Annotated in this window: 25 protein-coding genes; 11 read left to right on the top strand and 14 right to left on the bottom strand. The window is 73.2% G+C overall.

Annotated elements, in window-relative coordinates; translation table 11 throughout:
* Positions 1 to 244 precede the first annotated feature (244 nt).
* Positions 245 to 694 carry a MarR family winged helix-turn-helix transcriptional regulator gene (locus ACWGL3_RS03660; protein ID WP_344175490.1) on the top strand — a complete coding sequence of 150 codons (450 nt, stop codon included), beginning with the start codon at positions 245 to 247 and terminating at the stop codon, positions 692 to 694.
* Positions 695 to 923: 229 nt separating this feature from the next.
* Entirely contained in the window at positions 924 to 2,177 is a 1,254-nt protein-coding gene (locus ACWGL3_RS03655) for an oxidoreductase (protein WP_267950091.1), read from the top strand.
* Between the two features lie 222 nt (positions 2,178 to 2,399).
* Here the strand turns inward: ACWGL3_RS03655 and ACWGL3_RS03650 are convergent, their stop codons facing one another.
* The 3 genes from ACWGL3_RS03650 to ACWGL3_RS03640 form a co-directional block, all read right to left on the bottom strand.
* On the bottom strand, positions 2,400 to 3,197 hold the full coding sequence (locus ACWGL3_RS03650; RefSeq protein WP_352982497.1) for a methyltransferase domain-containing protein: 798 nt from the start codon (positions 3,195 to 3,197) through the stop codon (positions 2,400 to 2,402).
* A gap of 62 nt (positions 3,198 to 3,259) precedes the next feature.
* Positions 3,260 to 3,682 carry a DUF4180 domain-containing protein gene (locus ACWGL3_RS03645; protein ID WP_452460770.1) on the bottom strand — a complete coding sequence of 141 codons (423 nt, stop codon included), beginning with the start codon at positions 3,680 to 3,682 and terminating at the stop codon, positions 3,260 to 3,262.
* Positions 3,679 to 4,119: a helix-turn-helix domain-containing protein gene (locus ACWGL3_RS03640; RefSeq protein ID WP_344175719.1), complete on the bottom strand. Its 441-nt coding sequence runs from the start codon at positions 4,117 to 4,119 to the stop codon at positions 3,679 to 3,681. Before ACWGL3_RS03640 ends, ACWGL3_RS03645 begins: the two co-directional genes overlap by 4 nt.
* 200 nt (positions 4,120 to 4,319) lie before the next feature.
* On the opposite strand from ACWGL3_RS03640, the gene ACWGL3_RS03635 reads away from it, so the two are divergent.
* Positions 4,320 to 4,802, top strand: a complete 483-nt coding sequence (locus ACWGL3_RS03635; protein ID WP_352982501.1) for a VOC family protein — start codon at positions 4,320 to 4,322, stop codon at positions 4,800 to 4,802.
* Positions 4,803 to 5,112: 310 nt separating this feature from the next.
* Here the strand turns inward: ACWGL3_RS03635 and ACWGL3_RS03630 are convergent, their stop codons facing one another.
* The 3 genes from ACWGL3_RS03630 to ACWGL3_RS03620 form a co-directional block, all read right to left on the bottom strand.
* Positions 5,113 to 5,418 (bottom strand): hypothetical protein, encoded by a 306-nt coding sequence (locus ACWGL3_RS03630; RefSeq protein ID WP_344175723.1) that lies wholly within the window; start codon positions 5,416 to 5,418, stop codon positions 5,113 to 5,115.
* Between the two features lie 532 nt (positions 5,419 to 5,950).
* On the bottom strand, positions 5,951 to 6,706 hold the full coding sequence (locus ACWGL3_RS03625; protein WP_344175725.1) for an SAM-dependent methyltransferase: 756 nt from the start codon (positions 6,704 to 6,706) through the stop codon (positions 5,951 to 5,953).
* 91 nt (positions 6,707 to 6,797) lie between these two features.
* A complete protein-coding gene (locus ACWGL3_RS03620; protein ID WP_344175727.1) occupies positions 6,798 to 7,529 on the bottom strand; it encodes a (2Fe-2S)-binding protein in 732 nt (243 codons plus the stop codon).
* A gap of 96 nt (positions 7,530 to 7,625) precedes the next feature.
* Between ACWGL3_RS03620 and ACWGL3_RS03615 the strand changes: the two genes are divergently transcribed.
* From ACWGL3_RS03615 to ACWGL3_RS03605, 3 genes are read left to right on the top strand one after another with little or no spacing between them, the layout of a single operon-like run.
* The gene (locus ACWGL3_RS03615) at positions 7,626 to 9,023 is read left to right on the top strand and encodes a sensor histidine kinase (protein WP_452460769.1); all 1,398 of its coding nucleotides are present in this window, start codon (positions 7,626 to 7,628) and stop codon (positions 9,021 to 9,023) included.
* Positions 9,020 to 9,730: a response regulator transcription factor gene (locus ACWGL3_RS03610; protein WP_267950084.1), complete on the top strand. Its 711-nt coding sequence runs from the start codon at positions 9,020 to 9,022 to the stop codon at positions 9,728 to 9,730. The genes ACWGL3_RS03615 and ACWGL3_RS03610 overlap by 4 nt, the downstream gene beginning before the upstream one ends.
* 46 nt (positions 9,731 to 9,776) lie before the next feature.
* Complete coding sequence (locus tag ACWGL3_RS03605) at positions 9,777 to 10,751, top strand: DUF4097 family beta strand repeat-containing protein (protein WP_452460768.1); 975 nt, start codon at positions 9,777 to 9,779, stop codon at positions 10,749 to 10,751.
* Positions 10,752 to 10,767: 16 nt separating this feature from the next.
* On the opposite strand, the gene ACWGL3_RS03600 is transcribed toward ACWGL3_RS03605, so the two are convergent.
* Positions 10,768 to 11,151: a hypothetical protein gene (locus tag ACWGL3_RS03600; RefSeq protein WP_267950082.1), complete on the bottom strand. Its 384-nt coding sequence runs from the start codon at positions 11,149 to 11,151 to the stop codon at positions 10,768 to 10,770.
* Positions 11,152 to 11,283: 132 nt separating this feature from the next.
* Between ACWGL3_RS03600 and ACWGL3_RS03595 the strand changes: the two genes are divergently transcribed.
* On the top strand, positions 11,284 to 12,300 hold the full coding sequence (locus tag ACWGL3_RS03595) for a Gfo/Idh/MocA family protein (protein WP_267950081.1): 1,017 nt from the start codon (positions 11,284 to 11,286) through the stop codon (positions 12,298 to 12,300).
* Here the strand turns inward: ACWGL3_RS03595 and ACWGL3_RS03590 are convergent.
* The 5 genes from ACWGL3_RS03590 to ddaH form a co-directional block, all read right to left on the bottom strand.
* Positions 12,278 to 13,195, bottom strand: a complete 918-nt coding sequence (locus tag ACWGL3_RS03590) for a GNAT family N-acetyltransferase (protein ID WP_267950080.1) — start codon at positions 13,193 to 13,195, stop codon at positions 12,278 to 12,280. The genes ACWGL3_RS03595 and ACWGL3_RS03590 overlap by 23 nt on opposite strands.
* A gap of 305 nt (positions 13,196 to 13,500) precedes the next feature.
* Positions 13,501 to 14,457: a helix-turn-helix transcriptional regulator gene (locus ACWGL3_RS03585; protein WP_267950079.1), complete on the bottom strand. Its 957-nt coding sequence runs from the start codon at positions 14,455 to 14,457 to the stop codon at positions 13,501 to 13,503.
* A 156-nt stretch (positions 14,458 to 14,613) separates the two neighbouring features.
* A complete protein-coding gene (locus ACWGL3_RS03580; protein ID WP_267950078.1) occupies positions 14,614 to 15,018 on the bottom strand; it encodes a RidA family protein in 405 nt (134 codons plus the stop codon).
* 133 nt (positions 15,019 to 15,151) lie between these two features.
* On the bottom strand, positions 15,152 to 15,907 hold the full coding sequence (locus ACWGL3_RS03575; protein WP_267950077.1) for an alpha/beta fold hydrolase: 756 nt from the start codon (positions 15,905 to 15,907) through the stop codon (positions 15,152 to 15,154).
* A gap of 162 nt (positions 15,908 to 16,069) precedes the next feature.
* On the bottom strand, positions 16,070 to 16,855 hold the full coding sequence (gene ddaH / locus ACWGL3_RS03570; protein WP_276567192.1) for a dimethylargininase: 786 nt from the start codon (positions 16,853 to 16,855) through the stop codon (positions 16,070 to 16,072).
* 134 nt (positions 16,856 to 16,989) lie between these two features.
* Here ddaH and ACWGL3_RS03565 point away from each other — a divergent pair, with 134 nt between their 5' ends.
* Positions 16,990 to 18,108: an NAD(P)/FAD-dependent oxidoreductase gene (locus ACWGL3_RS03565; protein ID WP_267950076.1), complete on the top strand. Its 1,119-nt coding sequence runs from the start codon at positions 16,990 to 16,992 to the stop codon at positions 18,106 to 18,108.
* A 78-nt stretch (positions 18,109 to 18,186) separates the two neighbouring features.
* Positions 18,187 to 18,468, top strand: a complete 282-nt coding sequence (locus tag ACWGL3_RS03560; protein ID WP_267950075.1) for a YiaA/YiaB family inner membrane protein — start codon at positions 18,187 to 18,189, stop codon at positions 18,466 to 18,468.
* A gap of 91 nt (positions 18,469 to 18,559) precedes the next feature.
* Here the strand turns inward: ACWGL3_RS03560 and bioB are convergent, their stop codons facing one another.
* Positions 18,560 to 19,621 carry a biotin synthase BioB gene (gene bioB / locus ACWGL3_RS03555; RefSeq protein ID WP_267950074.1) on the bottom strand — a complete coding sequence of 354 codons (1,062 nt, stop codon included), beginning with the start codon at positions 19,619 to 19,621 and terminating at the stop codon, positions 18,560 to 18,562.
* A gap of 319 nt (positions 19,622 to 19,940) precedes the next feature.
* Here bioB and ACWGL3_RS03550 point away from each other — a divergent pair, with 319 nt between their 5' ends.
* Both ACWGL3_RS03550 and ACWGL3_RS03545 read left to right on the top strand, forming a co-directional pair.
* Positions 19,941 to 21,389, top strand: coding sequence for a sugar porter family MFS transporter (locus ACWGL3_RS03550; RefSeq protein ID WP_431061509.1), 1,449 nt, complete (start codon positions 19,941 to 19,943; stop codon positions 21,387 to 21,389).
* 163 nt (positions 21,390 to 21,552) lie between these two features.
* The gene (locus tag ACWGL3_RS03545; protein WP_452460767.1) at positions 21,553 to 22,983 is read left to right on the top strand and encodes a sugar porter family MFS transporter; all 1,431 of its coding nucleotides are present in this window, start codon (positions 21,553 to 21,555) and stop codon (positions 22,981 to 22,983) included.
* Positions 22,984 to 23,008: 25 nt separating this feature from the next.
* Here ACWGL3_RS03545 and ACWGL3_RS03540 read toward each other — a convergent pair whose 3' ends face one another.
* Complete coding sequence (locus tag ACWGL3_RS03540) at positions 23,009 to 23,257, bottom strand: SHOCT domain-containing protein (protein WP_267950071.1); 249 nt, start codon at positions 23,255 to 23,257, stop codon at positions 23,009 to 23,011.
* Positions 23,258 to 23,589 lie beyond the last annotated feature (332 nt).

Below are 23,589 nucleotides of genomic sequence, written 5' to 3'. Positions count from 1 at the left end.
GCGGCGGGCGCGGACGCCCGCCTACTCCGTGACTGCGACTGCCATCATGGACGGCATTCTAGGAGCCCCGTGCCGCCCGGCGCACCCGGTTTTCCCGGCCGCCCGCCCCGGGAGGGGAGCGAACCGGGTGAGCCGGAAAGGGGCGACGGACGGTTGACCGCGCCTGCGGGCGGGAGGGAGCCGCGTGCGCACCCGGCGGCCCCGCTCGCTCTGGCCTAGTCTCGGTCGGTAATATAGTTCGTATATGAACGTTCATGAGCGAACTAATCAGTGGTCGAGTGAGACCGTTGCGGCGAGCCCGATGCTCGCGGTGATCGCCGCGGCGCGTGTGCTGGAGTCCCAGGTGAATGAGGCGCTGTCCTCGGTGACGTTGTCGTTGGCGCGGTTGGCGCTGCTGCACCGACTCGCGGACAGTACGAAGCCGGTGGGCCTGAAGGATCTGGCCGAGGCGCTGGGGTGCTCGAAGTCGAACGCGAGTGTGCTGGCGGATCGGATGCTTCAGGAGGGGTACCTCACGCGCGAGACGGACCCGGCGGACCGGCGCGGTGTCCTGCTTTCCTTGACTCCGGCGGGTGCGGCCGCGCATGCGGCGGGGTTCGAGGTGGTGGCCCGTCAACAGGACGAGGTGTTCGCGGACGTGGCGCCGCGGGACTGCGACACACTGCTGCAGGTCCTCGGGCAGGTCACGCGGTGAGCGCACCCTGGAGCCGCACACCCGTCCCGGGGCTGGTGCGGAGCGCGGCTGACGGGGCGCCGGACGGGGCTGGGGCGCTCGCCATCCGGATCCGGCGGCCCCGAGGCGTGTCCGTCGTGTTCTCCCGCGCCGTGGGCCCTGCCGCACTCGGGTGGAACCAGCCGGACCGCAGCCGCATCGAGCCCGTGACCGGGACGCCGCCGAGGAACGGAACAGGACAGAACCTGACATGAACCAGCCCCGAGACGGCAAACCGCAGACCCGGCGCATCCTGGACACACCGCTCCGCCTGCGCAGCGGCCTGGTCCTGCGCAACCGCGTCGTCAAAGCCGCGATGGAGGAACAGCTCGCAGGGCCGCGACGGCAGCCCGATCACCGCCTCGTCACCCTCTACCGGCGACTCGCCGACGGTGGCGCCGGGCTGCTCATCACCGGCCACGTCATGATCGAACGCCGGGCCGTCGCCCAACCGGGCGACATCGTTCTCGATGAGGCCAGCGACCTCGACGCGTTTCGCCGCTGGTCGGCGGCCGCGGGCACGCTCCCGGTGTTCATGCAGTTGAACCATCCCGGGCGGGTCGTGCGCCGCGACACCGGCTCCATCGCCTACGCCCCCTCCCCGGTCCCCGTTCAGGCCGGCGGGTTGTCCGGACTCTTCGCACCCCCGGTGGAGATGACCGCATCGGACATCACCCGCACGATCGGCCAGTTCGCCGCCTCGGCCCGCCTCGCCCGGGAGTCGGGTTTCGCGGGTGTCGAGATCCACGCCGCCCACGGATACCTGCTGTCGCAGTTCCTCTCCCCACTCGTCAACAACCGTACCGACGAATGGGGCGGGGCTCTGCGGCAACGGGCCCGACTGCTGCTCCGGGTCGTGGACGCGGTGCGCGACAGCGTGCCGGACTCGTTCCCCGTCGCGGTGAAACTCAACTCCGCCGACTTCCAGCGCGGCGGCTTCGACATCGACGACGCCGCTGAGGTCATCGACTGGCTGTCTCCCGCCGTCGACCTGGTCGAACTCTCGGGAGGCAGCATCGAGTCGCTCGCAACAGCGGGGCATCCCGCCGACAACCGCACCCTCGCCCGCGAGTCCTACTTCCTCGACCTCGCCACCCGCCTCGTCGGACGGACCGCTACCCCGCTCATGCTCACCGGCGGCATTCGCCGCGGCCACGTAGCGGAGAACGTCCTACGGCAGGGTTTCGCGCTCGCCGGGGTCGGCACCGCCTACGCGCAGAACCCCCGCGCGGTACGGCAGTGGCTCGACGGACACGATGCCCCCGTCGCCCCGCCCACGACGTGGATCCGCTCGAAGGCCCTGCGCGCCGCCGCCGTCCAGGCCGCCGTCACGGACCGCCTCCACACCGGCGCCTGTGACCGGCGCCGCCCCCGAATGCCGACCGGCGCGGCCCTCCTCGCCGACCAGATCCGCCGGGCCCGGCAGCTCCGGCACTACCGGAAGGAGCAGGACGAGGCGGTCTGAGGCTCCGGCCGACGAGGCGTTCCCGCGGTACCGGCGGAAAAGGACGGGACGGGTTCCGAGCCGGGAACCGGTGGGTCCGGCCGGAGCCCGTTCCGGGCGGAGCAGGTGTGCGCGGATGAGTGGTCGGAGAGCCTGCGGAACTTCTCGGAGATCGGTCGGGAGGAACCGGCCAGGTTCTCCTCCCCGGTCCCGGCCGGTCCGGGAACCGCGGGGGCGGCGCGGTCAGGCACGGCACAGGATCGCGCCGTGCGGGACCACGAACACCCCGTCGGGGTCCCGGCTCCAGGCCGTCCACCCGCGCGAGATGCGCTCCAGCTCCTCCCGGGTGGCGTCGCCCTCGGCGACGGCCTGCCGCCCCAGGTCGGACTCCAGGATGCGCCGGGCCCACATGCCGCCCCACCAGGCGCGGCCGTCGGGGTCGGAGTGGCTCCACACCTCGGCCACGTAGGTGACGTCGGTGAACCCGGCCTCACGGGCCCAGGCCGCCAACCTGCGGCCCGCGTCGGGCTCGCCGCCGTTCCCGCGCGCGACCCGCTGGTAGAGGTCCATCCAGGAGTCCAGCTCGGGCAGGCGCGGATACCAGTACATGCCGGAGTAGTCTGCGTCGCGGGCGGCGACGGTCCCGCCGGGACGGGCCACCCGGCGCATCTCGGCCAGCGCCCGGACCGGGTCCGCGACGTGCTGGAGGACCTGGTGGGCGTGGACGACGTCGAAGGAGTCGTCGGGCAGGTCCAGGCGGTGCACGTCCGCGACCCGGAACCCGATGTTCTCGACCCCCGCCGCGGCCGCGGTCGCGCGGGCGAGGTCGACCGCCTCGGGGGAGGAGTCCACCGCGGTGACCGGCCCCGGGGCGACCCGCCGGGCGAGGTCGACGGTGATGCTGCCCGGGCCGCAGCCCACGTCCAGCAGGGAGCGGCCCGGGGCCAGCCGGTCGAGCGCGTAGGCGGCGGAGTTCTCCGCGTCGCGCCGTCGGTAGGAGTCGGTGACGGCCGGATGGTGGCCGTGGGTGTAACGCGTCATGGATCGCCCTCTCACCGGGTCGCGAGGCCTGTCGACACGTTCGACCCTACACCCCGCGTCTCTTACAGTGAGATACCTTTCTCGCTATATGAGACAAAATGAGCGTCGGACGGGGCCAGGCGCTCCCGGAGCGCGTCCATGTCGGGGACGAACCACAGGCCGCGGCCGCGGTTGGCCTCCCTGACCAGGTCACGCAGGGCGGTGCTCGCTGCCACGTGCACGGAGACGTCCCCCACGACGGCCAGCCCCATCCCGTAGGTGACGAACTTCTGCGTCACGGCTCCCGCCATGCCGGTGCGCAGCGAGAAGAAGTCCCCGTCGATCCGTTCGACCGGCAGGACGACCCACGAGGCGCCCCCGCAGGAGGCCTCGCCGATGAGGTCGATCGCCTCGGTCTCACCGCGCAGGGGCGGGCCGTCGGCCGCGCACACCATGACCCGGACGCCGCCCAGTTCCCGCAGGACATCGGCCATCGGCCCGCTCACCCTCTTTCCTCGTTCACCATGACGTCGATGAGCTCCAGGACCGCCGCGGTCGCGGAGAGGTCGCCCAGGACGACGACCTTCAGGCTCGCGCGCTCCCTGTCGTGGACGGTCTGGACGTGGACCTTCGCCGCGCCGCCCGGCGCCCCGAAGAGGGAGGACGTGACCAGGGTGGTCAGGCGCGAGGCGTCGTCGGGGCCGATCCCGTCCACCCGCACGACCGTGGAGGCCTCCGCTGTGCGCCCTCCGCCGTCGGCGGGCGCCTCCGGCCGGGGGAGGGGGCCGCCGGTGAACTCCTCCAGGTCCTGGCGCCGGACCCGGTACTGCTTGCCGATCCGGGTCGCCCTGAGCCGCCCGTCGCGGATGTAGGCCCGCACCGTCTTGACGTGCAGGTCCAGGAGCTCGGCCACCTGGTCCACCGAGTAGTACTGCTGATCCAACGCACTCTCCCCATCGGGGCGCTTGAAACTTCTCTATACATCCCTGACATTACCTTACGAAAGAGGAGTTTAAAGCTATATGGGACTTCCTGAGTGTGGAGAGAGAAAAACCGCGACCGCCCGATGAGTCGCGCCGTCCGGCCCGGTCGGTACGTGTAGGAAGGACGCGGGGAACCGCGCCCCTGTCGAGAGGACGACCGATGAGCACGCTGAACAAGATCACGCCCTGCCTGTGGTTCGACACCCGCGCGGAGGAGGCCGCGAACTTCTACGTCGGGCTGTTCGAGAACTCCCGCATCCTCAGGGTCCGCCGCTTCGGTCCCGGGGGACCCCGCCCCGCGGACATGGTGCTCACCGTGGACTTCGAGATCGACGGCCAGCAGATCACCGCCCTCAACGGCGGCCCCGAGTTCACGTTCTCCGAGGCCGTCTCGCTCCAGGTGATCTGCGACAGCCAGGAGGAGTCCGACCACTTCTGGGCCGCGCTCGGCGAGGGCGGCCAGGAGAGCCGGTGCGGATGGCTCAAGGACAGGTTCGGCTTCTCGTGGCAGGTTTTCCCGGCAGAGCTGGACGACCTCCTCGACGACCCCGACCCGGCACGCGCCGAGCGCGCCATGCGGTCGATGCTCTCGATGACCCGCATCGACCTGCCCGAGGTCCGCCGGGCCATGGACCGGGCCTGAGCGGCGGCGGAACGGGCCTACGCCCTCCGAAGCCGGAGCGCGCGAGCCGGCCCCGGCTGTGCGACCGGCGCGGCCGGGAGCTCGCCGGCCGCCCCTGTCGGCCCCGCGTCGGAAGCGGCGGGGAACCGGGCCCGGCCGCCGGGAGCGAAGGGCCTCGACCGTTCCCCGGAAGGGGGCGGGCCCGGAGGGGCCGTGGGAAGGGCGGCCACGGCCCACCCCCGGCCGGAGTCCCTGACCGGTGTCCGCACCGGGGCGCCCTCCCGGTCGGGGAGGGCGCCCGGGACGTACGGTCCCGGTCGGCGGGAACGGGTCAGCGGTGGAGCGCTCCGTCCTCGGAGTCGTGGTCCAGCCCCAGCACCGCCAGCAGCTGGGCCAGGTCCTCGGGGTCCGCCGCGTGGGTGTAGACCGCGCGCCGCGCGTGGTCGGCCTCGCCCTCGCCGGTCGCGAAGCGCCGGGCGTTCATCCCCTCGGCCGTCACGAACCGGCCCTCGGGGCTGTCCGGGGTCACCCACTGGCGCTGCTCGGCGACGGTCCAGGTCTGCCAGAGGTGTTCTCCGGTGATGACCCTGCCGGTGGCGTCGGCCGAGTTCAGGAGCTTGAGGAGCGCGGGGTTCATGAATTCTCCAGTGGTGTGAGAGCGGGTTCGATGATGTGGCCGCGGACTGCCTCGAAAGGGCTCGCCGTCACCGGTGGGCCGGTGGGCTGGTGCGGTTGCTCGCTGCGTGGGATGCTCCGGGTTCGATGGTTCCGCCCGCGGGCCCCGGCAAGGGGCGGCCGCGTGGTGGTGTGCTCGGGGTCCTTCTCCCCCAGTATCGCACTTCGGCCCCGCCATCACCGCCCCGGGACGGGGCGGATGTCGCGCGGTTCCGCCCCGATCACGGAAACGGTCCCGTCCGGCGCCGCGGGGCGGTCGTGTGGGTTCCGGCGGTCCCCGCGAATCCCCGGGGTCCGGGGAGTCGCGGGGACCGTGGTTTCCGAGGGGGAGGGCGAGGTTCTTCGAGGCGCCGGACCGGGAGGCGGCCGTGTCCCGGGGGCTGCCCGGGCGGTCGGCGACGAGCCCTGACACGGCGGCTGACCGGCCGCGGAAGGCAGGTGCGCGCGACCGCGGGAAGACGGGCACGAGCCGCCTGGGGCGGGGCGGACGCCCCCTACACCCGGATGAGGGTCAGATAGGCGAAGCCGAGCGTCTCCCGGGTGCCGCGGACACGGAACTCGCGGTGCCGGTCGGCCCGGGCGCGGACCTCCTCGGCGTCGGGGGAGTCCGGGTTCTCCAGCAGCCAGTCCTCCCACCCCTGGGCGTGCCGGGACTCGAAGTCGTCCCATTCCTCCAGGGTCGCCTGGGACAGCGCCCGGAGCCGGAACCCGTGGGAGAGGGCGAGGTCGACCAGGTCGGGCACCGATCCGTACTGGGCGAGCGGGATGTCCTGCATGACGCCCAGCTCCTCCGGGGTGGGCTCGCGCAGCCAGAAGCCCTCGCCGAACAGGAGCCGTCCACCGGGAGCGAGCAGGTCGCTCGCCGCCGCCAGGGCGTTGCCGGTGTGCGTCACCGGATCACCGCCCCACACGTGGGACGCCCCGTTGTTGACCACGACGTCCGCCTCGGTCCCCGCCCATTCCCCGACGTCGCCGACCACCAGTTCGACGCGGTCGTCCAGCCCCCGTGCCGCGGCGAGTTCGCGCCCGTGCCGGACGTAGTCCTCCTTCCGGTCGATGCCGAAGCCGGTCGCGGTCGGCTCGGACTCCAGGGTGCGCAGGAGGAACTCGGCCCAGCCGCAGCCGACGTCGACGATCCGGCGCCCCTCCAGGGGCCCGAGGGTCCGGATCAGCCGCGCCGCGTGCGCGTCGGAGAGCGGGCCGTTGAAGTCGGAGTCGCGGTACAGGGGAGGTATCTCGGGAGTGGCCATCAGGGCAGGATGGCGCAGGGGGCCGATCGAGTCCAGGGATTTTCGTTCGGCGCCCCCGGCCGTCCGTGCGCATCCTTCGCGCCAGCGCACGTCAGGGCCTCAGCGCGCAGTCCCCGCAGTAGCCCCCGCCGGGCAGCCGGTAGTACAGGCAGCACGTCGTGCGCCGGAACACCCCCGCACCGCCGGCGTCCGTCCCCGCGTACCCGCCGGTGCCCTTCAGGGCCGTCCGCCCCAGCAGGTCGCCGACCAGGGCCTCGGCCTCTGCGCGCCGCTCGGGCCGGGCCGCGCCCAGCGAGCGGGCGGCCCCCGCCAGGGCCGAGGCCGTGTTGCCCCGCAGCAGCCCGGGGGCCACTCGGCCCGTTCCGGACAGGCTCCGGGCGACCCCCGTCAGCACGCCGAGGAGCACCGCCGCCTCGATCCGGTCGGCGGTCCGCCGGGGACCGCCGACCACCGCCTCGGCCGTCTCCTGGGAGGTGCGCAGCACCAGGGGCCCCTCCCTGTGCGGATCCCACCGGAACCGCGCCGCGTCCAGCAGCACACCGTGGCACAGGGCCGCCGCCAGTACCGGGGAGAGGATCCGCGTGGCCAGCCCCTGCTGGAAGAGCGACGCCGCCACCCTCCACTCCACCTCCTCGCCGGTGTGCCCGGCCGGTGGGCCCGACCGCGCGCGCACCCGCTCCACCTCGGCCGCGAGGACCTGTCGGCCGGCCCCTCCCGGGGAGACCCAGCCGGGCCCCGGGGGCTCCTCCTCCAGCGCGAACAGCGCGTTGATCCGGCCGACGTCCTCCAGGACCGGCCGCACCGGGACGCGGACGCCTCCCATGCGCACCCCTTCCTCCGGTGGGTAGTGCCAGCACCACCCGTGCTCCACGTGCTGACGGCCTCGTGCCGCCGTACCGCGGTTCCCTAGATTGGTGGCGTGACCGGTCTGAGCAGTCGTGGCGGCGGACGGGGCGGCGGGAGGGGCCTGCTGCCCGTCCTCGCCGGGCTGCCCCGCGTCGCAGAAGCCTACGGGCCGACCTGGCGGGTCCGCATGGTGGAGCTCCTCCACCTGGTCACGTCACTGGCCCTGGCCCTGTTCTACCTGGTGCCCGCGTGCCTGCTCGTGGTCTCCGCCACCTGGGTCGGTTTCGCGGTCACCCTGCCCTGGCTGCCGGACACCCCCGATCGGGGCCTCGGCGGGCTCGCCGTGGACGCGCTCCTGATGCTGGTGGCCTCCCCGGTCGCCGCCTCGCTGCTGGCGCGCCTGGCCTGCCGGGTCCAGCGCGAGCGCCTGGGTGCGGTGTTCGGGATCGTGGAGACCAGCCCGCCCGACCCCCTCCCGGGCGACGGTCCGGTGGTCCGCGCCTGGCGGTTCGTGTTCGGGCGCGACGCCTGGTCGATGATCGTCTACAGCACCGTCGCCGGGCTCCACGGCCTCGTCGCCGGAGGCCTCGTGATGTTCCTCGTGGTGTGCGGCGGCGCGGCGGCCGTCGGGGCCCTGTTCGGGATCATGTTCGTCCTGGCCCAGGGCGCCCCCGAGGACATCGCCGGGCCGCTCGCCCTGGTCGCCGTCGGTCCGCTGCTGGCGCTCGTCGGGCTGCGGCTGACCCCCTCCCTGGTCGCCACCGAGGTCCTCCTGCACCGGATGCTCCTCTTCGAGGCCCCGGAGCTGCGCATCCGACGGCGCCTCGTCCACGTCCAGGACAGCCGCCTGCGCATGGTCGACGCCGCGGAGGCCGAACGGCGCCGGATCGAACGCGACCTGCACGACGGGGCCCAGCAGCGCCTGCTCGCCCTCACCATGACCCTCACACGGGCCCGCTCCCGTGTCACCGCGGACCCGCAGAAGGCCCTGGAGCTCATCACCGAGGCCCAGCGGGAGTCCCGCGAGGTGATGGACGAACTGCGTCAGGTCGCGCGGGGCCTGCACCCCCGGGTCCTCACCGACCACGGCCTGGGCGCGGCCCTCCCGGTCGCCGCGGGGCGCGCCCCCGTCCCCGTGCGTGTGGACGTGGACCTGCCCGAGCGACCCTCGCAGCGTGCGGAGGGGGTCGCCTACTACGTGGCGTGCGAGGCGCTGAACAACGTCGCCAAGCACGCCGGGGCCGCACGGGTCACCGTGTCCGCCGAGCTGGTGGCCGGCGGGGCCCGCGGGTCCGCCGACCGGCTCCGTCTCACCGTCACCGACGACGGGGTCGGCGGGGCCGACCCCGAGGCCGGCACGGGCCTGTACGGACTGTGGGACCGCGTCGACGCGGTCGACGGCGTCCTGACGGTCCACAGTCCGGCCGGCGGGGGAACCGTCCTGACCGCCGACATCCCATGGGAGGCATGACCGTGTACAGCGGTGCGAACGCGGCGACGGAACCGGAGCCCGAGAAGGGGCCCCGGGTGATCATCGCCGAGGACTCGGTCCTGCTGCGCAGCGGCATGGCCCGGCTGCTGGAGGACGCGGGCGTGGAGATCGTCGACCAGGTCGGCGACGCCGACGCCCTCCTGAGGTCGGTGGAGGAGCATCCCGACGTGGACCTGTGCCTGGTCGACATCCGCATGCCGCCCACCTTCTCCGAGGAGGGCATCCGGGCGGGCGTCGCGATCCGGCGTTCCCATCCGGAGGTGGCGGTGCTGCTGCTGTCCCAGCACGTGGTGAGCCGCTATGCCGCCGACCTGCTGGGCGGCGGGTCCAGCAAGGTCGGCTACCTGCTCAAGGACCGGGTCGCCGACATCGACGAGTTCCTGGCGGTGCTGCGCAGGGTCGCCGGTGGCGGCGCCGCCATCGACCCCGAGGTGGTGTCACAACTGCTCAGCCGACACAGGGACAGCGCCATGGACCGCTTGACCCCCCGCGAGAGCGAGGTGCTGGAGGTGATGGCCCAGGGGCTGAACAACGCGGGGATCGCGTTGCGCCTGAGCGTCACCGAACGCGCGGTGGAGAAGCACATCCGCTCCATCTTCACCAAGCTCGACCTCGGCCAGGACGACCACGACCACCGCAGGGTCCAGGCCGTCCTGCACTACCTGCGCGGCGCCGACCGCACCTGACCGCACCGACATCCGGAGGGCGGGAGTCCTCCAGGAAGGAAAGACAGTGACATTCAAGGCACGGGGGCTGTACGCCTCGTCGAGCAAGGAGCCCCGCCGCAGGTTCCGCGTGGGCCCCTGGCTCGTCATCGGCGGCGTGCTGGTGGCGATCATGGTGGCGGCGACCTCGTTCTCCGTGCTGGGCAGCGTGGGCGTGGACAGGGGCGACCGCAGCGACTCCTTCGCCGGGATCCGGACCCTGGAGGTCGACAACCGCACGGGCGGCGACGTCGTCCTCGCCGGCGGCGGCGACGAGGTCGTGGTGGAGCGCACCCTGCGCGGCACGCCCCTCACCGAGCCGAGGGAAGGGGCCGAGGCCGACGGGGACGGCCTCGAGGTGGAGGCCGTCTGCCAGGGCGTCCCCTTCTTCGGGGGGTGCGCGGTCAACTACGAGATCACCGTCCCGGAGGGGACCGAGGTGACCGTGGAGACCGTCAGCGGCCGGATCAGCGCGGAGAACGTCAACGGCGCACTGGAGCTGTCCACCACCAGCGGTCCGGTCGAGGTGTCCGACAACGTCGGCGACGTGGCCGTGGACACCACGAGCGGGCAGGTGTCACTGGCCGGGGTGGAGGGTTCGGTGGGGATCGACACCACCAGCGGCGAGGTCAGCGCCGCGGGCTCGGGCGAGAGGCTGGAGGCGTCCTCCACGTCCGGGCGGGTGGACGTGTCCGGGTTCGAGGCCGAGTCGGTCAGGGCCGAGTCCACCAGCGGCGACGTGGCCGTGGGCGGGGGCTTCACCACGGCGGAGGCCTCGACGGTCTCCGGTCGGATCGAGGTCGCCACCGGGGACGCCTTCGACACGCTGACCCTGGACACCACCAGCGGCAGCATCGACGTGCGGGTCCCCAGGGGCGCCTACGACGTCACCGGTGACTCCACCTCCGGGCAGCGGGACGTGGGCGTGGACGTCGAGGACGGGGCGGCGTCGCGCATCGACGCCAACACCGTCAGCGGCTCCCTCAGCGTCGAGCCGGGCTGACCGAGGCGGGGCTTCCTCAGCTCCGCTCGAAGCGCAGCGCCGCCCAGTCCGAGTCGATCGGCTCCTGGGCGGCGCGGCGCCAACCGGCGTCCACGAGCACGTCCCAGCCCTTGTCCGCGGTCAGGTCGGTGATGATGGTGCCGCCGCGCTGGGGGAAGCACACCCAGAGCCTGGTCCCCGGGCCCACGGAGGCGAGGGCGCGGGGGGCCTCGCGGTCCACGGTCCCCTTGTCCAGGGCGAACATGTGGACGTCGTCGTAGTCGGCGCCCTCGATGGGGCCCAGGTCGATGTGGATGTCGAGCGGTGGCTCCAGGAGCCGCAGGTAGCGCTCGGGGGCGTTGAGGACGAGCAGCCGGTCCCCGGGCCGTACCCCCAGCCTCCGTGCGAGCGTCTCCGACATGTCCTCCTCCGTTCGTGGTCCGGCGGGCGAGCTCGTCCGCCTCACTGGCCCCCACCGTACGGTTCCCGGGCGCCGAATCCGAGGACCTTCCCCGCCTCGCCCCCGAGATGACCCTGTTTTTAGGATGAGCCCATGACAGATGACAACGGTGGGCTGCGCTGGGGCGTGGTCGGAACCGGCGGTATCGCACACTCCTTCCTCGAAGGGCTCCGGGCCGTCCCCTCGGCCACGGTCACGGCGGTCGGTTCCCGCACGCGGGACCGGGCGGACGAGTTCGCGGACGCGTGGGGCGTCCCGGAGCGCCACGGCAGCTACGAAGAGCTGGCCCAGAGCCCGAACGTGGACGCCGTCTACGTGGCCACCCCCCACCCCTGGCACCACCCCAACACTCTGACCTGCCTGAACGCGGGCAAGCACGTCCTGGTCGAGAAGCCCATGGCGATGAACGCCCTCCAGGTGTCGGAGATGGTCGCGGCGGCGCGCGCCAACGACCGCTTCCTGATGGAGGCGATGTGGACGCGCTACCTGCCGGTCTCCCGCCTGGTCCGCGAGCTGGTGGACGACGGCGCGATCGGGGAGGTCTGCTGGCTGTCCGCGGAGTTCGGCGCCAACGTCCCCTACGACCCCGACCACCGGATCTTCAACGCCGACCTGGGCGGGGGCGCCCTGCTCGACCTGGGGATCTACCCGCTCGCCTTCGCCTCCCGCCACCTGGGCGAGCTGACGGTCGTGGGCGCCACCCGCCAGCTGTCGCCCGACCGCATGGTGGACACGCACACCACCGTCCTGGTGCGCGGGGAGAACGGGGCCACCGGGACCCTGTCCTGCTCCTCGCGCACCACGCTCCCCAACCGGGCGGTGGTGGCCGGGTCGAAGGGGTGGCTGGAGATCCCGAACTTCTTCGCGGCGACCACCGCGGTGCTGCACCGCGACGGCCGCGAGCGGGAGGAGTTCCACCGGCCCTTCCGGGCCAACGGCTACGAGTACGAGGCCGAGGAGGTCGCCCGGTGCGTGGCGGCGGGGGAGCGGGAGAGCCCTGACATGCCGTGGTCGGAGAGCCTGCACCTGGCACGGATCTCGGACCAGATCCGGGACGTGGGAGGGCTCGTGTACAGCCCGGCCAACGTCAAGGCCGTCCCCCTGGGATGAGCCCGGCCGCGCCCGCCCCGGTGGGCGCGGCGGGGACCGGCTCCCCGGGGACGGCTCCGCGCACGGGTCGGCCGCCGCTCGGGGGCCGCCGGCGGGCCCGCGCGCTGAGCGCGCGGGCCGCGGCGAACCGGGCCAGGCCGGGGACGCTCATGCGCGCGACGACCAGGACGGCGTCCTTGGGGCCGACCGCGTGGGCGAAGTAGTCGTCGATCGCCGGGTGGCCGCTGCGGGGCGGGACCCCGTAGACGTCGCCCTCGAACATGTGGTAGGCGTCGCGGACGCGCAGGCTCCCGGGGTCCAGCCGGGGGCCGTCCCCCAGCCACTCGGCCGCCTCGCCCGCGATGCGCCGGACCAGGGCGGGGAGGGGCCGGTGCTCGCTGGGGAAGACGCGTGCGGCGCCCAGGCCCTTGCGCCACCCGGCGTAGACCGCGGGGTGGCGGGTGCGCAGGACGACATAGGTGCGGCGCAGCGGGTGGGCGAGGATCTCCCGTGCCAGGAAGTGGGTCATCAGGGCGGAGGTCAGGCCGAACCGGCGGTGGGCGGGGACCACGCCCGCGGCGTCCAGGTACAGGGCGCGGCGCGAGGCGAAGCTGCAGCGGTGGTAGCCGCCCCAGCCGACGGGGACGCCGTCGGGGCCGAGGATGAGCGCCAGCGTGGAGACCTGGTCGAAGAACCCGGCGTCGACGCGGGCGCGCCAGTAGCCGGAGTGGTCGGCGCCGAAGGCGCGGGCGGCGAGTTCCCGCAGGGTCCCGTGGAGGCGCCTGCGGCAGTCCGGGGAGAGCGAGGCGGGGGAGTCCCACCGGGCGACCCGGTAGTCGGGGCCGAGGTCGCGGATGGTGGGCGGTGCGCTGAGGCCCCGCAGCTCAGGGCAGTGGAGTCGGGTTGGAGCGGGCACGGACACCCCTGCTTTCATTACTCTTCGGAGATAAATGACTCCCCAACGTAGTGGTTTTGGCGGGTTCGCGGGGCGAACTTCGACCAGAAGGTCCGCTCCCCGCCACGGTGGCCGTACAGGGGAATCCCCGCGCACGCGGGCGTCCCCCCGCTTCCGGCGGACCGCGGCGGCGTGCCGTTCGTGCACGGGCCGGGCACCGCCGACCCCCTCCACGGACCCGCCGGCGTCCACCGCGATCGTGGCGGGCCGACGACCGGTGTCCCCTGGACATCGCGGCCTGACCCGGGGCAGGGGGATCGGGGCGCTCAGCCGGAGGCGGCCCGGTTGAGCCGGACCGCCAGGCGGGCCATCTCGGCGCGCAGCTCGTCGGGTTCCTCCACCTCCATCTCGACGTCGAGCATGGCCAGGTAGCAGGCCATCACCCGGAACGAGCCCCCCGCGCACACCAGCACGCACCAGTTCTCGTCCGCGGGTTCGATCCGGCCGTGGTTGCCGATCCCGCGGCGCTCCGCCTCCTCGGCGGGGACGGCCAGCCTGATGCGGGCCTGGTGCGGCCACATGTGCACGCTCATCCGCTCCGCCAGGTAGGCGGCCACCCCCTGCGCGGGAGGGTCGCGCGGCGGGAACCGGGGGCCGGTCGGGGTGAGGGGACGCATCCGGTCCGCCCTGAAGGTCCGCCAGTCCTCGCGGGCGGTGTCCCAGGCCACCAGGTACCAGCGCCGTCCCCGGGAGACCAGCCGGTGGGGTTCGACGATCCTTCGCGAGAGGGTTCCGTCGTGGCTCTCGTAGTCGAAGCGCAGCCGCTCGCTGTCCCGGCAGGCCGACGCGACCAGGGTCAGCACGTCGGAGTCGACCGTGGGTCCGGCGCCGGGCATGGGGACGGTGAAGGCGCCCAGGGCGTCCACCCTCCGGCGCAGGCGCGAGGGCAGGACCTGGAGGAGCTTGGCCAGGGCGCGCACGGAGGTCTCCTCGATCCCCGACACCCCGCCCTGCGCCGCCGTGCGCAGGCCCACGGCGACCGCCACGGCCTCGTCGTCGTCCAACAGCAGCGGGGGCAGTGCGGCGCCCGCCCCCAGCTGGTAGCCGCCGCCGGTGCCCATGGTCGCCCGGATCGGGTAACCCAGCTCCCGCAACCGGTCCACGTCCCGGCGCACGGTACGCGGACTCACCTCCAGCCGGTCGGCGAGGTCCGCCCCCGGCCAGTCCTTGCGGGTCTGGAGCAGGGACAACAGGCGCAGCAGGCGTGCGGAGGTCGCTTTCATGCCCGCAGTCTGCCAGGGGTCCAGGACAGTCACGGTCCTGGACGCCGGGGCCGCCCGGGGGTTTCCCGCGTCCGGGACCCGCTCCGTCCGGGACCGGCGGGCGGTTCCCGGACGGAGCGGGGAGGGCGTCTTCCGGCCCCGCGCCCCGGCGGTGGCTCAGTCCGCGGTGACCGCGACCGCCTCCACCTCGACGAGCTGGTCGTCGTAGCCGAGCGCGGCCACACCGAGCAGGGTGCTGGGCGCGTCGTGCCCGCCCATGTGCTCGCGCACCACGTCCCAGGCCTTCACCAGGTCCTCCTGTCTGGCGGACGCCACGTACACCGTGGTCCGGACGACGTCGGTGAGGGCGGCCCCGGCGTCGTCGAGGGCGGTGCGCAGGTTGCGCATGACCTGGTGGGCCTGGCCCGCGTAGTCGCCCACGGCGACGGTGCCGCCGTCCTCGTCCAGGGGGCACGCCCCGGCGGTCCACACGACCCGTGCCGGGGCGCTCGCCGTGGCCGCGTAGGCGTAGTCCACGTGTTCGGTCAGGGTCTGGCTGCGGATCAGCCTCACAGCGCTCATCGTGCTCCCGTGTGCTCGTTCGTCGGTGCGTACGGGACAACGCCTCGGGGCCCGGCCGGGGTTTCCGCCTCTGCCGACGGCAGAACGGCCCCGCGGCCGGTACCGGGGGTCGCAGAACGACCGGTCCCCGGGGTCAGGCCCCGCGCCGGACGGGCATGAAGGTGGGCGGACCGTCCCCGGCCAGGAACCTCCGCACGTGGGAGGCGCACTCCTCCGGCCGCTCCCACAGCAGAGCGTGGGAGGCGTGCGGCACCACCGCCAGCTCCGCCGAGGGCAGGCCCCGGTACGCCGCCACGGCGTGCTCGACGGGCACGATGTCGTCGTCGCCCACCATCACGAGCGTCGGCGCCCTCACCCCGGCCAGGTCGGCGCTCTCCATCGCGGGCTCGACGGCCATGGACTCGGCCACCTTGCGCAGGACCACGCGGATGTGGTCGGGACCGTCCGGGGAGAGGGCGGCGTAGGGCCCGGCGACCATCTCGGGCAGTTCGCCCTCGGGGCCGGGTTTGGAGAGCAGCGCGGAGTGGTGGAACACCCCGCTGATCAGCACCAGGCGTGACACCAGGTCCGGACGCAGCACGGCCAGCGTCAGCGCGACCATCGCGCCGTGGCTGTAGGCGGCGATGCGGACCGGTCCGCCCGCCACCTCCTCCACGAACGCGGCGGTGTCCAGGGCCAGCGTCTCCAGGGCGTAGGGCCCCTCCACGTCGGCCGTGCGCCCGTGCCCGCGGCGCTCCGGGACGAGGACGCGGTAGGTGTCGGACAGCGCGGCGAGTCCTCCCTGGAAGTCGTCCGCCGTGCCGAACCCGCCGTGCATCAGGAGCAGGGGTTCTCCCGCACCGCTCTCCTCGTAGTAGGTGTGGACGCCGTTGGCGTCGGCGTAGGCCATGGTGGTCTCCCTCCGGGCGGGCCCCGTGCGGGGGACGGGATCCGGCACTGTTTCGCTCTGCCGCGCCCGCGACGCTACGCACCGCCACGGACATTCGGGGCGGGCGGGGCCCGGACGCCTTTCGGTCCGCGCCCCCGCCGCCCGCACGCCCGGCCTCCCGGATCAGCGCGCCCGGTCCGGGATCAGGACGCTCAGGCAGGTCACGCACGCCTCCAGCTTCTCGAATTCCGAGATGTCCACCGGCAGCACCCGCCACCCCTCGGCCGCCAGCTCGTGGACGGTCTCGTGCGCGGCGGCGCTGACCAGCACGTCCCGCCCTCCCAGGGGCAGCACGTGCGCGCCCCGCTCCTCCGGTGGGCGGCGGACCGGCGGCAGGGCGTCGGCGTCCACCAGCTCGGACAGTCCGATCAGCGAGCCGTCCGGCAGGGCGGTCACCGCGGACTTCAGGTGCAGCGCGCGGCCCAGCTCCACGCGGACGACCTCGCGGCCCAGGGGCTTGACCAGCTGTTCGAGCTGGGCGGCGCCGTCGGCGTCGGTGCGCCCGCCCACCCCCACGTAGACGGTCGACCCCACCTGGAGCACATCGCCGCCGTCCAGCGTCCCGGGAGCCTCGATCCGGGCCACCCGCAGCCCCAGCAGGCGCACCGACGCCTCCACCCCGTCGACCTCGCCCCGCCGGGTGTCGGCGCCGGGCCGCGCCAGGATCGCGAGGTCCTCGCACACCACCACCGGGTCCTCCACGAACACCGAGTCGGGCAGGGCCGGAGCCGTCTCGACCTCGTGCACCCGCCACCCCGCCGAGGCGACGGCCTCCTGGTAGATCGTGTACTGGCGTGCGGCCAGGACCGGGTCCACGGGCGTCCGCTCCATGTGGGTCACGATGCCCTGCGCCAGCTCGGGGCCGGGGCGGCGCATCAGGGCGACCCCGTAGTAGGTGTATCCGTCCACGTACACGTCCTCCAGGGGATCGGGGGTCGGCTCTCGGGAGAGCACAACCTATCGCGCACCCTTACCCCTTTCCCGGTCACGGCACGCGGGCCGTCCGGCTTGTCCCGCGGAGCCGGGAGGGGCAGGGTGGGGGCATGGACGTGATCGTGGTCGGCGGCGGGATCGTGGGGACGAGCGCGGCGTTCCACCTGGCCAAGAAGGGCGTGTCCACCGCGCTGGTGGACGCCTCGCACCTGGGGCAGGCCACTGCGGCCGGGACGGGTGTCGTCTTCCCCTGGCCGCTCCCGTGGGACGCCGCGCCGGTATGGGGCTTCAAGGCCCGCGCCGCGGAGCACTACCCCCTGCTCATGGCCGAGCTCTCGGAGGACGGGCACGCCCCCGGCTACGAGGTGGTCGGCGGGATGTCGGTGGACCTGGAGGGGGACGACGCCGGGTTCGACCTGATGCGCACCCTGTCCGAGCGCCCGGAGTTCGCGACGATGGGCCGGGTGGAGCGGCTGGCCCCGGGGGAGCCGCGCGCCCGGTTCCCCCTGGTGCCCGAGCCCTACGGCGGCCTGTACATCGAGGGCATGGCGAGGCTGAACGGCCGGGCCGCCCGTGCGGCGCTGTTCAACGCGGCCGAGGAGCGGGGCCTGCGCTACTTCAAGGGCGACTCACGCCTGCTCTGGAACGGCCACCGGGTCACCGGGGTGAGGGTGGGCTCCGACGACCTGGAGGCGCCCGTGGTGATCGTCGCGGCGGGGGCCTGGTCGGCGGGGCTGCTCGCGGTCGCCGGGGTCGACCTTCCGGTGCAACCGGTACGCGGCCAGATGACCCACTTCGCGCTCCCCGGCCGGGACACACGGGCCTGGCCGGTGGTGCGCTTCGGCGAACGCGACTACTTCGTGTCCGCGTTCGGCCCGGACCGGGTGGTCACGGGGGGCACGCTGGAGCCCGGGGCCGGGTTCGACCGGAGGGTGACGGCCTCGGGGCTGCTGCACAACCTCTCCACCGCGCTGGAGGTGCTGCCCGAGCTGGGGGAGGCGACGGTCGTGGAGACGCGGGTGGGGTTCCGGCCGGGCACGCCCGACGGCCTGCAGCTGCTGGGCCCGGTGGAGCGGCTCCCCGGCGTGCTCGTGGCCACGGGCCTGGGCGGACAGGGGCTGAGCTTCGGCCCCTTCCAGGGCGTGGTCGCGGCCCGGTTGGCCATGGGGGAGGACCCGGGTGTCGACCTGTCCGCCTTCCGCCCCGACCGGTCGACGAGCCCGGCCTGAGCCGGCCGGGGACACGGCGACGGGCCGTTGAGTAGCGGTACTCAGGCGTGGAGGCGTGGGGCGGGGCACCCTGGGGACATGAACACCTTCACCCCCCGGTCCTCCCCCCACTTCTACCTCCAGTCCGCGATCTCCTTCGGGATCTCCTCGGTCGGCGTCGGCGCGGGCATCGTCTACCTCCCCGTCGACCTCTGGATCCGCGCGTTCCTCGGGCTCGGCCTGCTCTACGTCGTCACGTCCACGTTCACGCTCGCCAAGTGCGTGCGCGACCGCCAGGAGGACGCGGTGGCCGCCGAGCTGGCCCAGAGCTACCAGCAGGCACCCCTCTGGAACGGCACCGAGCAGCCCGTCCAGCGCTGACCGGTGGCCCCCGGGACGCGGGCCCCGTGGGCACGAGCCCTCGGCGGACGCCCACGGCGCCGGGGCTCCCGGCCACAGGGGCGCACGCACGTCAGACATTGGGCGGAAGAGCCGTCCCCGCACCCCGCAGCCGCGGTTTCAGCAGTTCGCTGCGGTCGCCCGGCAGGGCGGGCCCGCCCGCGCCCTGTACCGCGAAGCCGGCGTCCTCGATCATCTCCCGGTCGGCCCGGCCCGCCTGCCCCTCGCTGGTGAGGTAGTCGCCCAGGAACACCGAGTTGGCGATGTGCAGGGCGAGCGGCTGGAGGGAGCGCAGGTGGATCTCACGGCCCCCCGCCAGGCGCACCTCCACGTCGGGGAAGACGAACCGGGCCGCGGCCAGGATGCGCAGGCACCTCTGCGGTGTCAGCTCCCAGGTCCCCTCCAACGGGGTGCCGTCGAAGGGCATGAGGAAGTTGACCGGAACCGAGTCCGGACCCAGCTCCCGCAGGGCCAGGAGGGCGTCGACCAGGTCGTCGTCGCTCTCCCCCATGCCCGCGATCAGGCCGGAGCAGGGGGAGAGGCCGGCCTGCTTGGCCTTCTCGACCGTGTCCACCCGGTCGGCGAACCCGTGGGTGGTGCAGATGTCGGAGTAGCGCTCCTCCGACGTGTTGAGGTTGTGGTTGTAGGCGTCCGCCCCTGCCTCGCGCAGGCGCTCGGCCTGCCCCTCGGAGAGGAGGCCGAGGCAGGCGCACACCTCCACGCCCGGGTGCTCGGCCTTGATGCCCTCGATGGCGGGGGCGAGCCGGGCCACGTCGCGGTCGGTGGGCCCGCGACCGCTGGCCACCAGGCAGACGCGGATGGCCCCGGCCCCGACCCCGGCCGCCACGGCCGCACGGGTCTCGTCGGGCTTGAGCCAGGTGTACTTGACGACGCCCGCCCGCGAACCCAGGCGCTGGGAGCAGTAGGAGCAGTCCTCGGGGCACAGGCCGCTCTTCATGTTCACGAGGTAGTTGAGCTTGACGCGGCGCCCGAAGTAGCGCAGCCGGACCCGGAAAGCGGCGGCGACCAGGTCCAGCAGGTCGTCGTCGGGGCCGGCCAGGACCGCGAGGAGTTCTTCCCGGGTGGGCTTCTGTCGGCGGACGGCCTTCTCGGCCAGGGCGGGATAAGTGGTCACGTCATGATCCTGGAGGGGCGGGCCGGGAACGCGCAGCCGCCGGACGAGCCAAAAACACGGCGCAGGTCTTGTGCGGAAGCGCCGTTTCCCGTCCGGCGCGGAGCCGCCCGCGCCGACCCGGCACCCGTCGGGCGTGCGGTCCCGACCGTGGGGGCGCCGGTTCCGGGAGAAGGCCCCCGCTTCCGGCAGCCGGAGGGGCCCGGTGCCGGGGCGAACCGGGGCGCGGAAGCGCCAATCCCCGGACAACTTTTGTCCCGTGGGCGTTTTGTCCGTGACCTCCGCCGCCTTGTGTGCTCACCCTGGAGGGCTATCGACCAACATGGCGCTGGGGGCAGTGGACGTGAGCGGAGCCAGTCAGTCCAGTACGGGGAAGACTCCGGAGGGTGAGGGCAACATCGTCCACGTGACGATGATCGCCGCCGCGGCGGCGATGGGCGGTTTCCTCTTCGGTTACGACAGCTCGGTCATCAACGGGGCCGTGGACGCCATCCAGCAGCGGTTCGACGTCGGCGCGGCCACACTCGGCTTCACGGTCGCGTCCGCGCTCCTGGGGTGTGTGCTGGGCGCCGCGGTCGCCGGCGGACTGGCCGACCGGCTCGGCCGCATCAGGGTCATGCAGATCGCGGGTGTGCTGTTCGCGGTGAGCGCCGTCGGATCGGCCCTCCCCTTCACGGTGTGGGACCTGACCGCGTGGCGCATCGTGGGAGGTGCGGCCATCGGGCTGGCGTCGGTGATCGCCCCGACCTACATCGCCGAGGTGTCCCCGGCCGCCTACCGCGGCCGACTGGCCTCCCTCCAACAGCTGGCCATCGTCCTGGGCATCGCCGCCTCCCAGCTGGTCAACTTCGGGATCGCGCAGATGGCCGACGGCAGCGCGCACAACATGCTCGGACCGCTCCAGGCCTGGCAGTGGATGCTGGGCGTCGAGATGCTTCCTGCCCTGGTCTACCTGGGCCTGAGCCTGCTCATCCCCGAGTCCCCCCGCTACCTGGTCCGTGTGGGGCGCGTGGACAAGGCCCGCGGCATCCTCGCCGACGTCGAGGGCGGCGGGACGGAACGGGTCAACCGCAGGATCGGGGAGATCCGCGAGGCCCTGGGCTCGGAGGTCCGGCCCCGGCTGCGCGACCTGACCGGACGCCACGGCCTCCTGCCCATCGTGTGGATCGGTATGGCGGTGTCGGCGTTCCAGCAGCTCGTCGGCATCAACGTGATCTTCTACTACTCCAGCTCCCTGTGGCAGTCGGTCGGTGTGGCCGAGACCGACTCGCTGCTGCTGAGCCTGTTCACCTCCGTCGTGAACATCGTCGGCACCTTCGTGGCGATCCTGCTGGTGGACCGGATCGGCCGCAAGCCCCTGCTGCTGGTGGGCTCCGCCGGCATGACCGTGGCGCTCGCCCTGGCCGCCTACGCCTTCTCCAACGCGGTCGTGGACGGCGAGGAGGTGTCCCTGCCGTTCGTGTGGGGCGCGGTGGCCCTGGCCGCGGCCAGCCTGTTCGTGCTGTTCTTCGCCCTGTCGTGGGGTGTGGTCGTGTGGGTGCTGCTGGGGGAGATGTTCCCGCTGCGCATCAGGGCGGCGGCGATGGGGGTGGCCACCGCCACGCAGTGGCTGGCCAACTGGCTGGTCACGGTGAGCTTCCCGAGCCTGCGCGACTGGAACCTGAGCGGGGCCTACCTGATCTACGCGGCCTTCGCGGCGATCTCGTTCTTCCTGGTGTGGAAGTTCGTCAAGGAGACCCGGGGCAAGACCCTGGAGGAGATGACCGGCTGACCTGTCCGCGTCCCCGTCCCCGGTAGGCGACCGGTCGGCTGGGGCCCAAGCGCCGGGCATCTTTTTCCCCGTGGGCGTTTCGTCCGTCCCCCTGCCCCCGCACCGCGTTCACCCTGTCGGTGACGGCCGACCGCGGCGGAGTGCCGCCGAGGAGGGAGCGGGGATGACGAGGACGGGCGGGCCCGGCGCCGGGGGGACGGGCCGGGCGGAGGGAGCAGGTCTCGCACGGGTGACCCTGATCGCCGCCGCGGCGGCGATGGGCGGTTTCCTGTTCGGTTACGACAGCGCGGTCATCAACGGGGCCGTGGACGCCATCCAGCAGCGGTTCGAGGTGAACTCCGCCGTTCTGGGCTTCACCGTGGCCTCCACCCTGCTCGGCTCGGTGGTGGGCGCGGCGATCACCGGCTGGCTGGCCGACCGCAGGGGCCGGATCAGCACGATGCGGATCGCGGGCGTGCTGTTCGCCGTGAGCGCCCTGGGGATGGCGCTGCCCTTCTCCATCTTGGACCTCACCGCCTGGCGGGTGCTCAGCGGTGTGGCGATCGGCATCGCCTCGGTGATCGCCCCGACCTACATCGCCGAGGTGTCCCCGGCCGCCTACCGCGGCCGACTGGCCTCCCTCCAACAGCTGGCCATCGTCCTGGGCATCGCCGCCTCCCAGCTGGTGAACTACCTTTTGGCGAGCCTGGCGGGCGGCAGCGCGCACAACATGCTCGGACCGGTCCAGGCCTGGCAGTGGATGCTGGCGGCCGAACTCGTGCCCGCCCTGGTGTACCTCCTGGTCAGCCTGGTCATCCCCGAGTCCCCGCGTTTCCTGGTGCGGGTCGGCCGCGCGGACGAGGCCGGAGAGGTCCTGGGCCGCGTGGAGGGCGGCGGAGACCGGCAGGTGGCCCGGCGGATCGCGGATATCCGGGAGGCGCTGGGCTCGGAGAGGCCCGCCCGGCTCCGGGACCTGCGCGGGCGGTTCGGCCTGCTGCCGATCGTGTGGGTCGGCATGGCGCTCTCGGCGTTCCAGCAGCTCGTCGGCATCAACGTGATCTTCTACTACTCCAGCTCCCTGTGGCAGTCCGTGGGGGTCCCCGAGGGGGACTCCCTCCTGTTGAGCCTGTTCACCTCGGTGATCAACATCGTCGGCACGGTCGTGGCGATCCTGCTGGTGGACCGGATCGGCCGCAGGCCCCTGCTGCTGGTGGGCTCCGCGGGCATGACGGTGACCCTGGCCGCGACCGCGTTCGCGTTCAGCCATGCCACGGTGGTGGGCGACACGGCGCAGTTGGGCTTCGGCTGGGGAGTGGTGGCGCTCACCGGGGCGAGCTCGTTCGTCCTCTTCTACGGCCTGTCGTGGGGTGTGGTCGTGTGGGTGCTGCTGGGGGAGATGTTCCCGCTGCGCATCAGGGCGGCGGCGATGGGCGTGGCCACCGCCACGCAGTGGCTTGCCAACTGGCTGGTCACGGTGAGCTTCCCGAGCCTGCGCGACTGGAACCTGAGCGGGGCCTACCTGATCTACACCGCCTTCGCGGCGATCTCGTTCTTCTTCGTCTGGAAGTGTGTGAAGGAGACCCGGGGCAAGACCCTGGAGGAGATGACCGGCTGAGCCCGGCCGCAGGAGGGCCGGGCGGTCAGCGCTCCAGATCGATCTTGCGCTGGAGGAACTCCTCGCGGCCGATCTCGCCGCGCGCGTATCTCAGGCGCAGCTCCTCCTCCGCCGCGTCCGGGACCCCGTGTCCGGGCGCGGCGGAGTGCTGCCTCCACGCCGGACGCGGGTGGTCGAACCGCGCGGAGCCCGACACGGTGGTCACCGCCCCGACGAGGAGGGCGCCCAGCGCCACCATGATGAGGATCACGGCCATGGCCATCACGTAGGACATCGTCCACTCCCTGTCCGGTGGAGGAGCCGCCTTCCACCTCTGACTACCTGTCTACCCGGACCGGCATCCCGCCACCAGGCCCCTCACGTACCTGTGGACGGAACCGCCGTGCCCTCCCCGCGCCGGGCGCACACCAGGCCGCCCGGGTCCCTCCCCGCCCGTTCACGCCGTCCCCACCTCCTCCGGCAACCGTCGGAAGCGCGTCCCGTACCCCGGCCCCCGTCCCTGGGGCCCGGCGGAACGGTCCCCTGCCAGCCACGAGAGGGTCGGGCCGCAACCTGAGGTGTCAAAATAGGACAGAAATGGCGGGATGTGCGTTCTCCTCGTGGAAT

It is taken from the genome of Nocardiopsis sp. NPDC055824, from assembly GCF_053616335.1.
The sequence above is the reverse complement of the archived record's forward strand: the minus strand, read 5'-3'. Positions and strand labels throughout refer to the sequence as shown.

What these genes read in the sequence shown, in the direction of transcription:
- ACWGL3_RS03660 (WP_344175490.1), top strand. Translation starts at nt 245, where the DNA reads ATGAACGTTCATGAGCGAACTAATCAGTGGTCGAGTGAGACCGTTGCG.
- ACWGL3_RS03655 (WP_267950091.1), top strand. Translation starts at nt 924, where the DNA reads ATGAACCAGCCCCGAGACGGCAAACCGCAGACCCGGCGCATCCTGGAC.
- ACWGL3_RS03650 (WP_352982497.1), bottom strand. Translation starts at nt 3,197, where the DNA reads ATGACGCGTTACACCCACGGCCACCATCCGGCCGTCACCGACTCCTAC.
- ACWGL3_RS03635 (WP_352982501.1), top strand. Translation starts at nt 4,320, where the DNA reads ATGAGCACGCTGAACAAGATCACGCCCTGCCTGTGGTTCGACACCCGC.
- ACWGL3_RS03630 (WP_344175723.1), bottom strand. Translation starts at nt 5,418, where the DNA reads ATGAACCCCGCGCTCCTCAAGCTCCTGAACTCGGCCGACGCCACCGGC.
- ACWGL3_RS03625 (WP_344175725.1), bottom strand. Translation starts at nt 6,706, where the DNA reads ATGGCCACTCCCGAGATACCTCCCCTGTACCGCGACTCCGACTTCAAC.
- ACWGL3_RS03620 (WP_344175727.1), bottom strand. Translation starts at nt 7,529, where the DNA reads ATGGGAGGCGTCCGCGTCCCGGTGCGGCCGGTCCTGGAGGACGTCGGC.
- ACWGL3_RS03610 (WP_267950084.1), top strand. Translation starts at nt 9,020, where the DNA reads ATGACCGTGTACAGCGGTGCGAACGCGGCGACGGAACCGGAGCCCGAG.
- ACWGL3_RS03600 (WP_267950082.1), bottom strand. Translation starts at nt 11,151, where the DNA reads ATGTCGGAGACGCTCGCACGGAGGCTGGGGGTACGGCCCGGGGACCGG.
- ACWGL3_RS03595 (WP_267950081.1), top strand. Translation starts at nt 11,284, where the DNA reads ATGACAGATGACAACGGTGGGCTGCGCTGGGGCGTGGTCGGAACCGGC.
- ACWGL3_RS03585 (WP_267950079.1), bottom strand. Translation starts at nt 14,457, where the DNA reads ATGAAAGCGACCTCCGCACGCCTGCTGCGCCTGTTGTCCCTGCTCCAG.
- ACWGL3_RS03580 (WP_267950078.1), bottom strand. Translation starts at nt 15,018, where the DNA reads ATGAGCGCTGTGAGGCTGATCCGCAGCCAGACCCTGACCGAACACGTG.
- ACWGL3_RS03575 (WP_267950077.1), bottom strand. Translation starts at nt 15,907, where the DNA reads ATGGCCTACGCCGACGCCAACGGCGTCCACACCTACTACGAGGAGAGC.
- ACWGL3_RS03565 (WP_267950076.1), top strand. Translation starts at nt 16,990, where the DNA reads ATGGACGTGATCGTGGTCGGCGGCGGGATCGTGGGGACGAGCGCGGCG.
- ACWGL3_RS03560 (WP_267950075.1), top strand. Translation starts at nt 18,187, where the DNA reads ATGAACACCTTCACCCCCCGGTCCTCCCCCCACTTCTACCTCCAGTCC.
- ACWGL3_RS03550 (WP_431061509.1), top strand. Translation starts at nt 19,941, where the DNA reads ATGGCGCTGGGGGCAGTGGACGTGAGCGGAGCCAGTCAGTCCAGTACG.
- ACWGL3_RS03545 (WP_452460767.1), top strand. Translation starts at nt 21,553, where the DNA reads ATGACGAGGACGGGCGGGCCCGGCGCCGGGGGGACGGGCCGGGCGGAG.
- ACWGL3_RS03540 (WP_267950071.1), bottom strand. Translation starts at nt 23,257, where the DNA reads ATGTCCTACGTGATGGCCATGGCCGTGATCCTCATCATGGTGGCGCTG.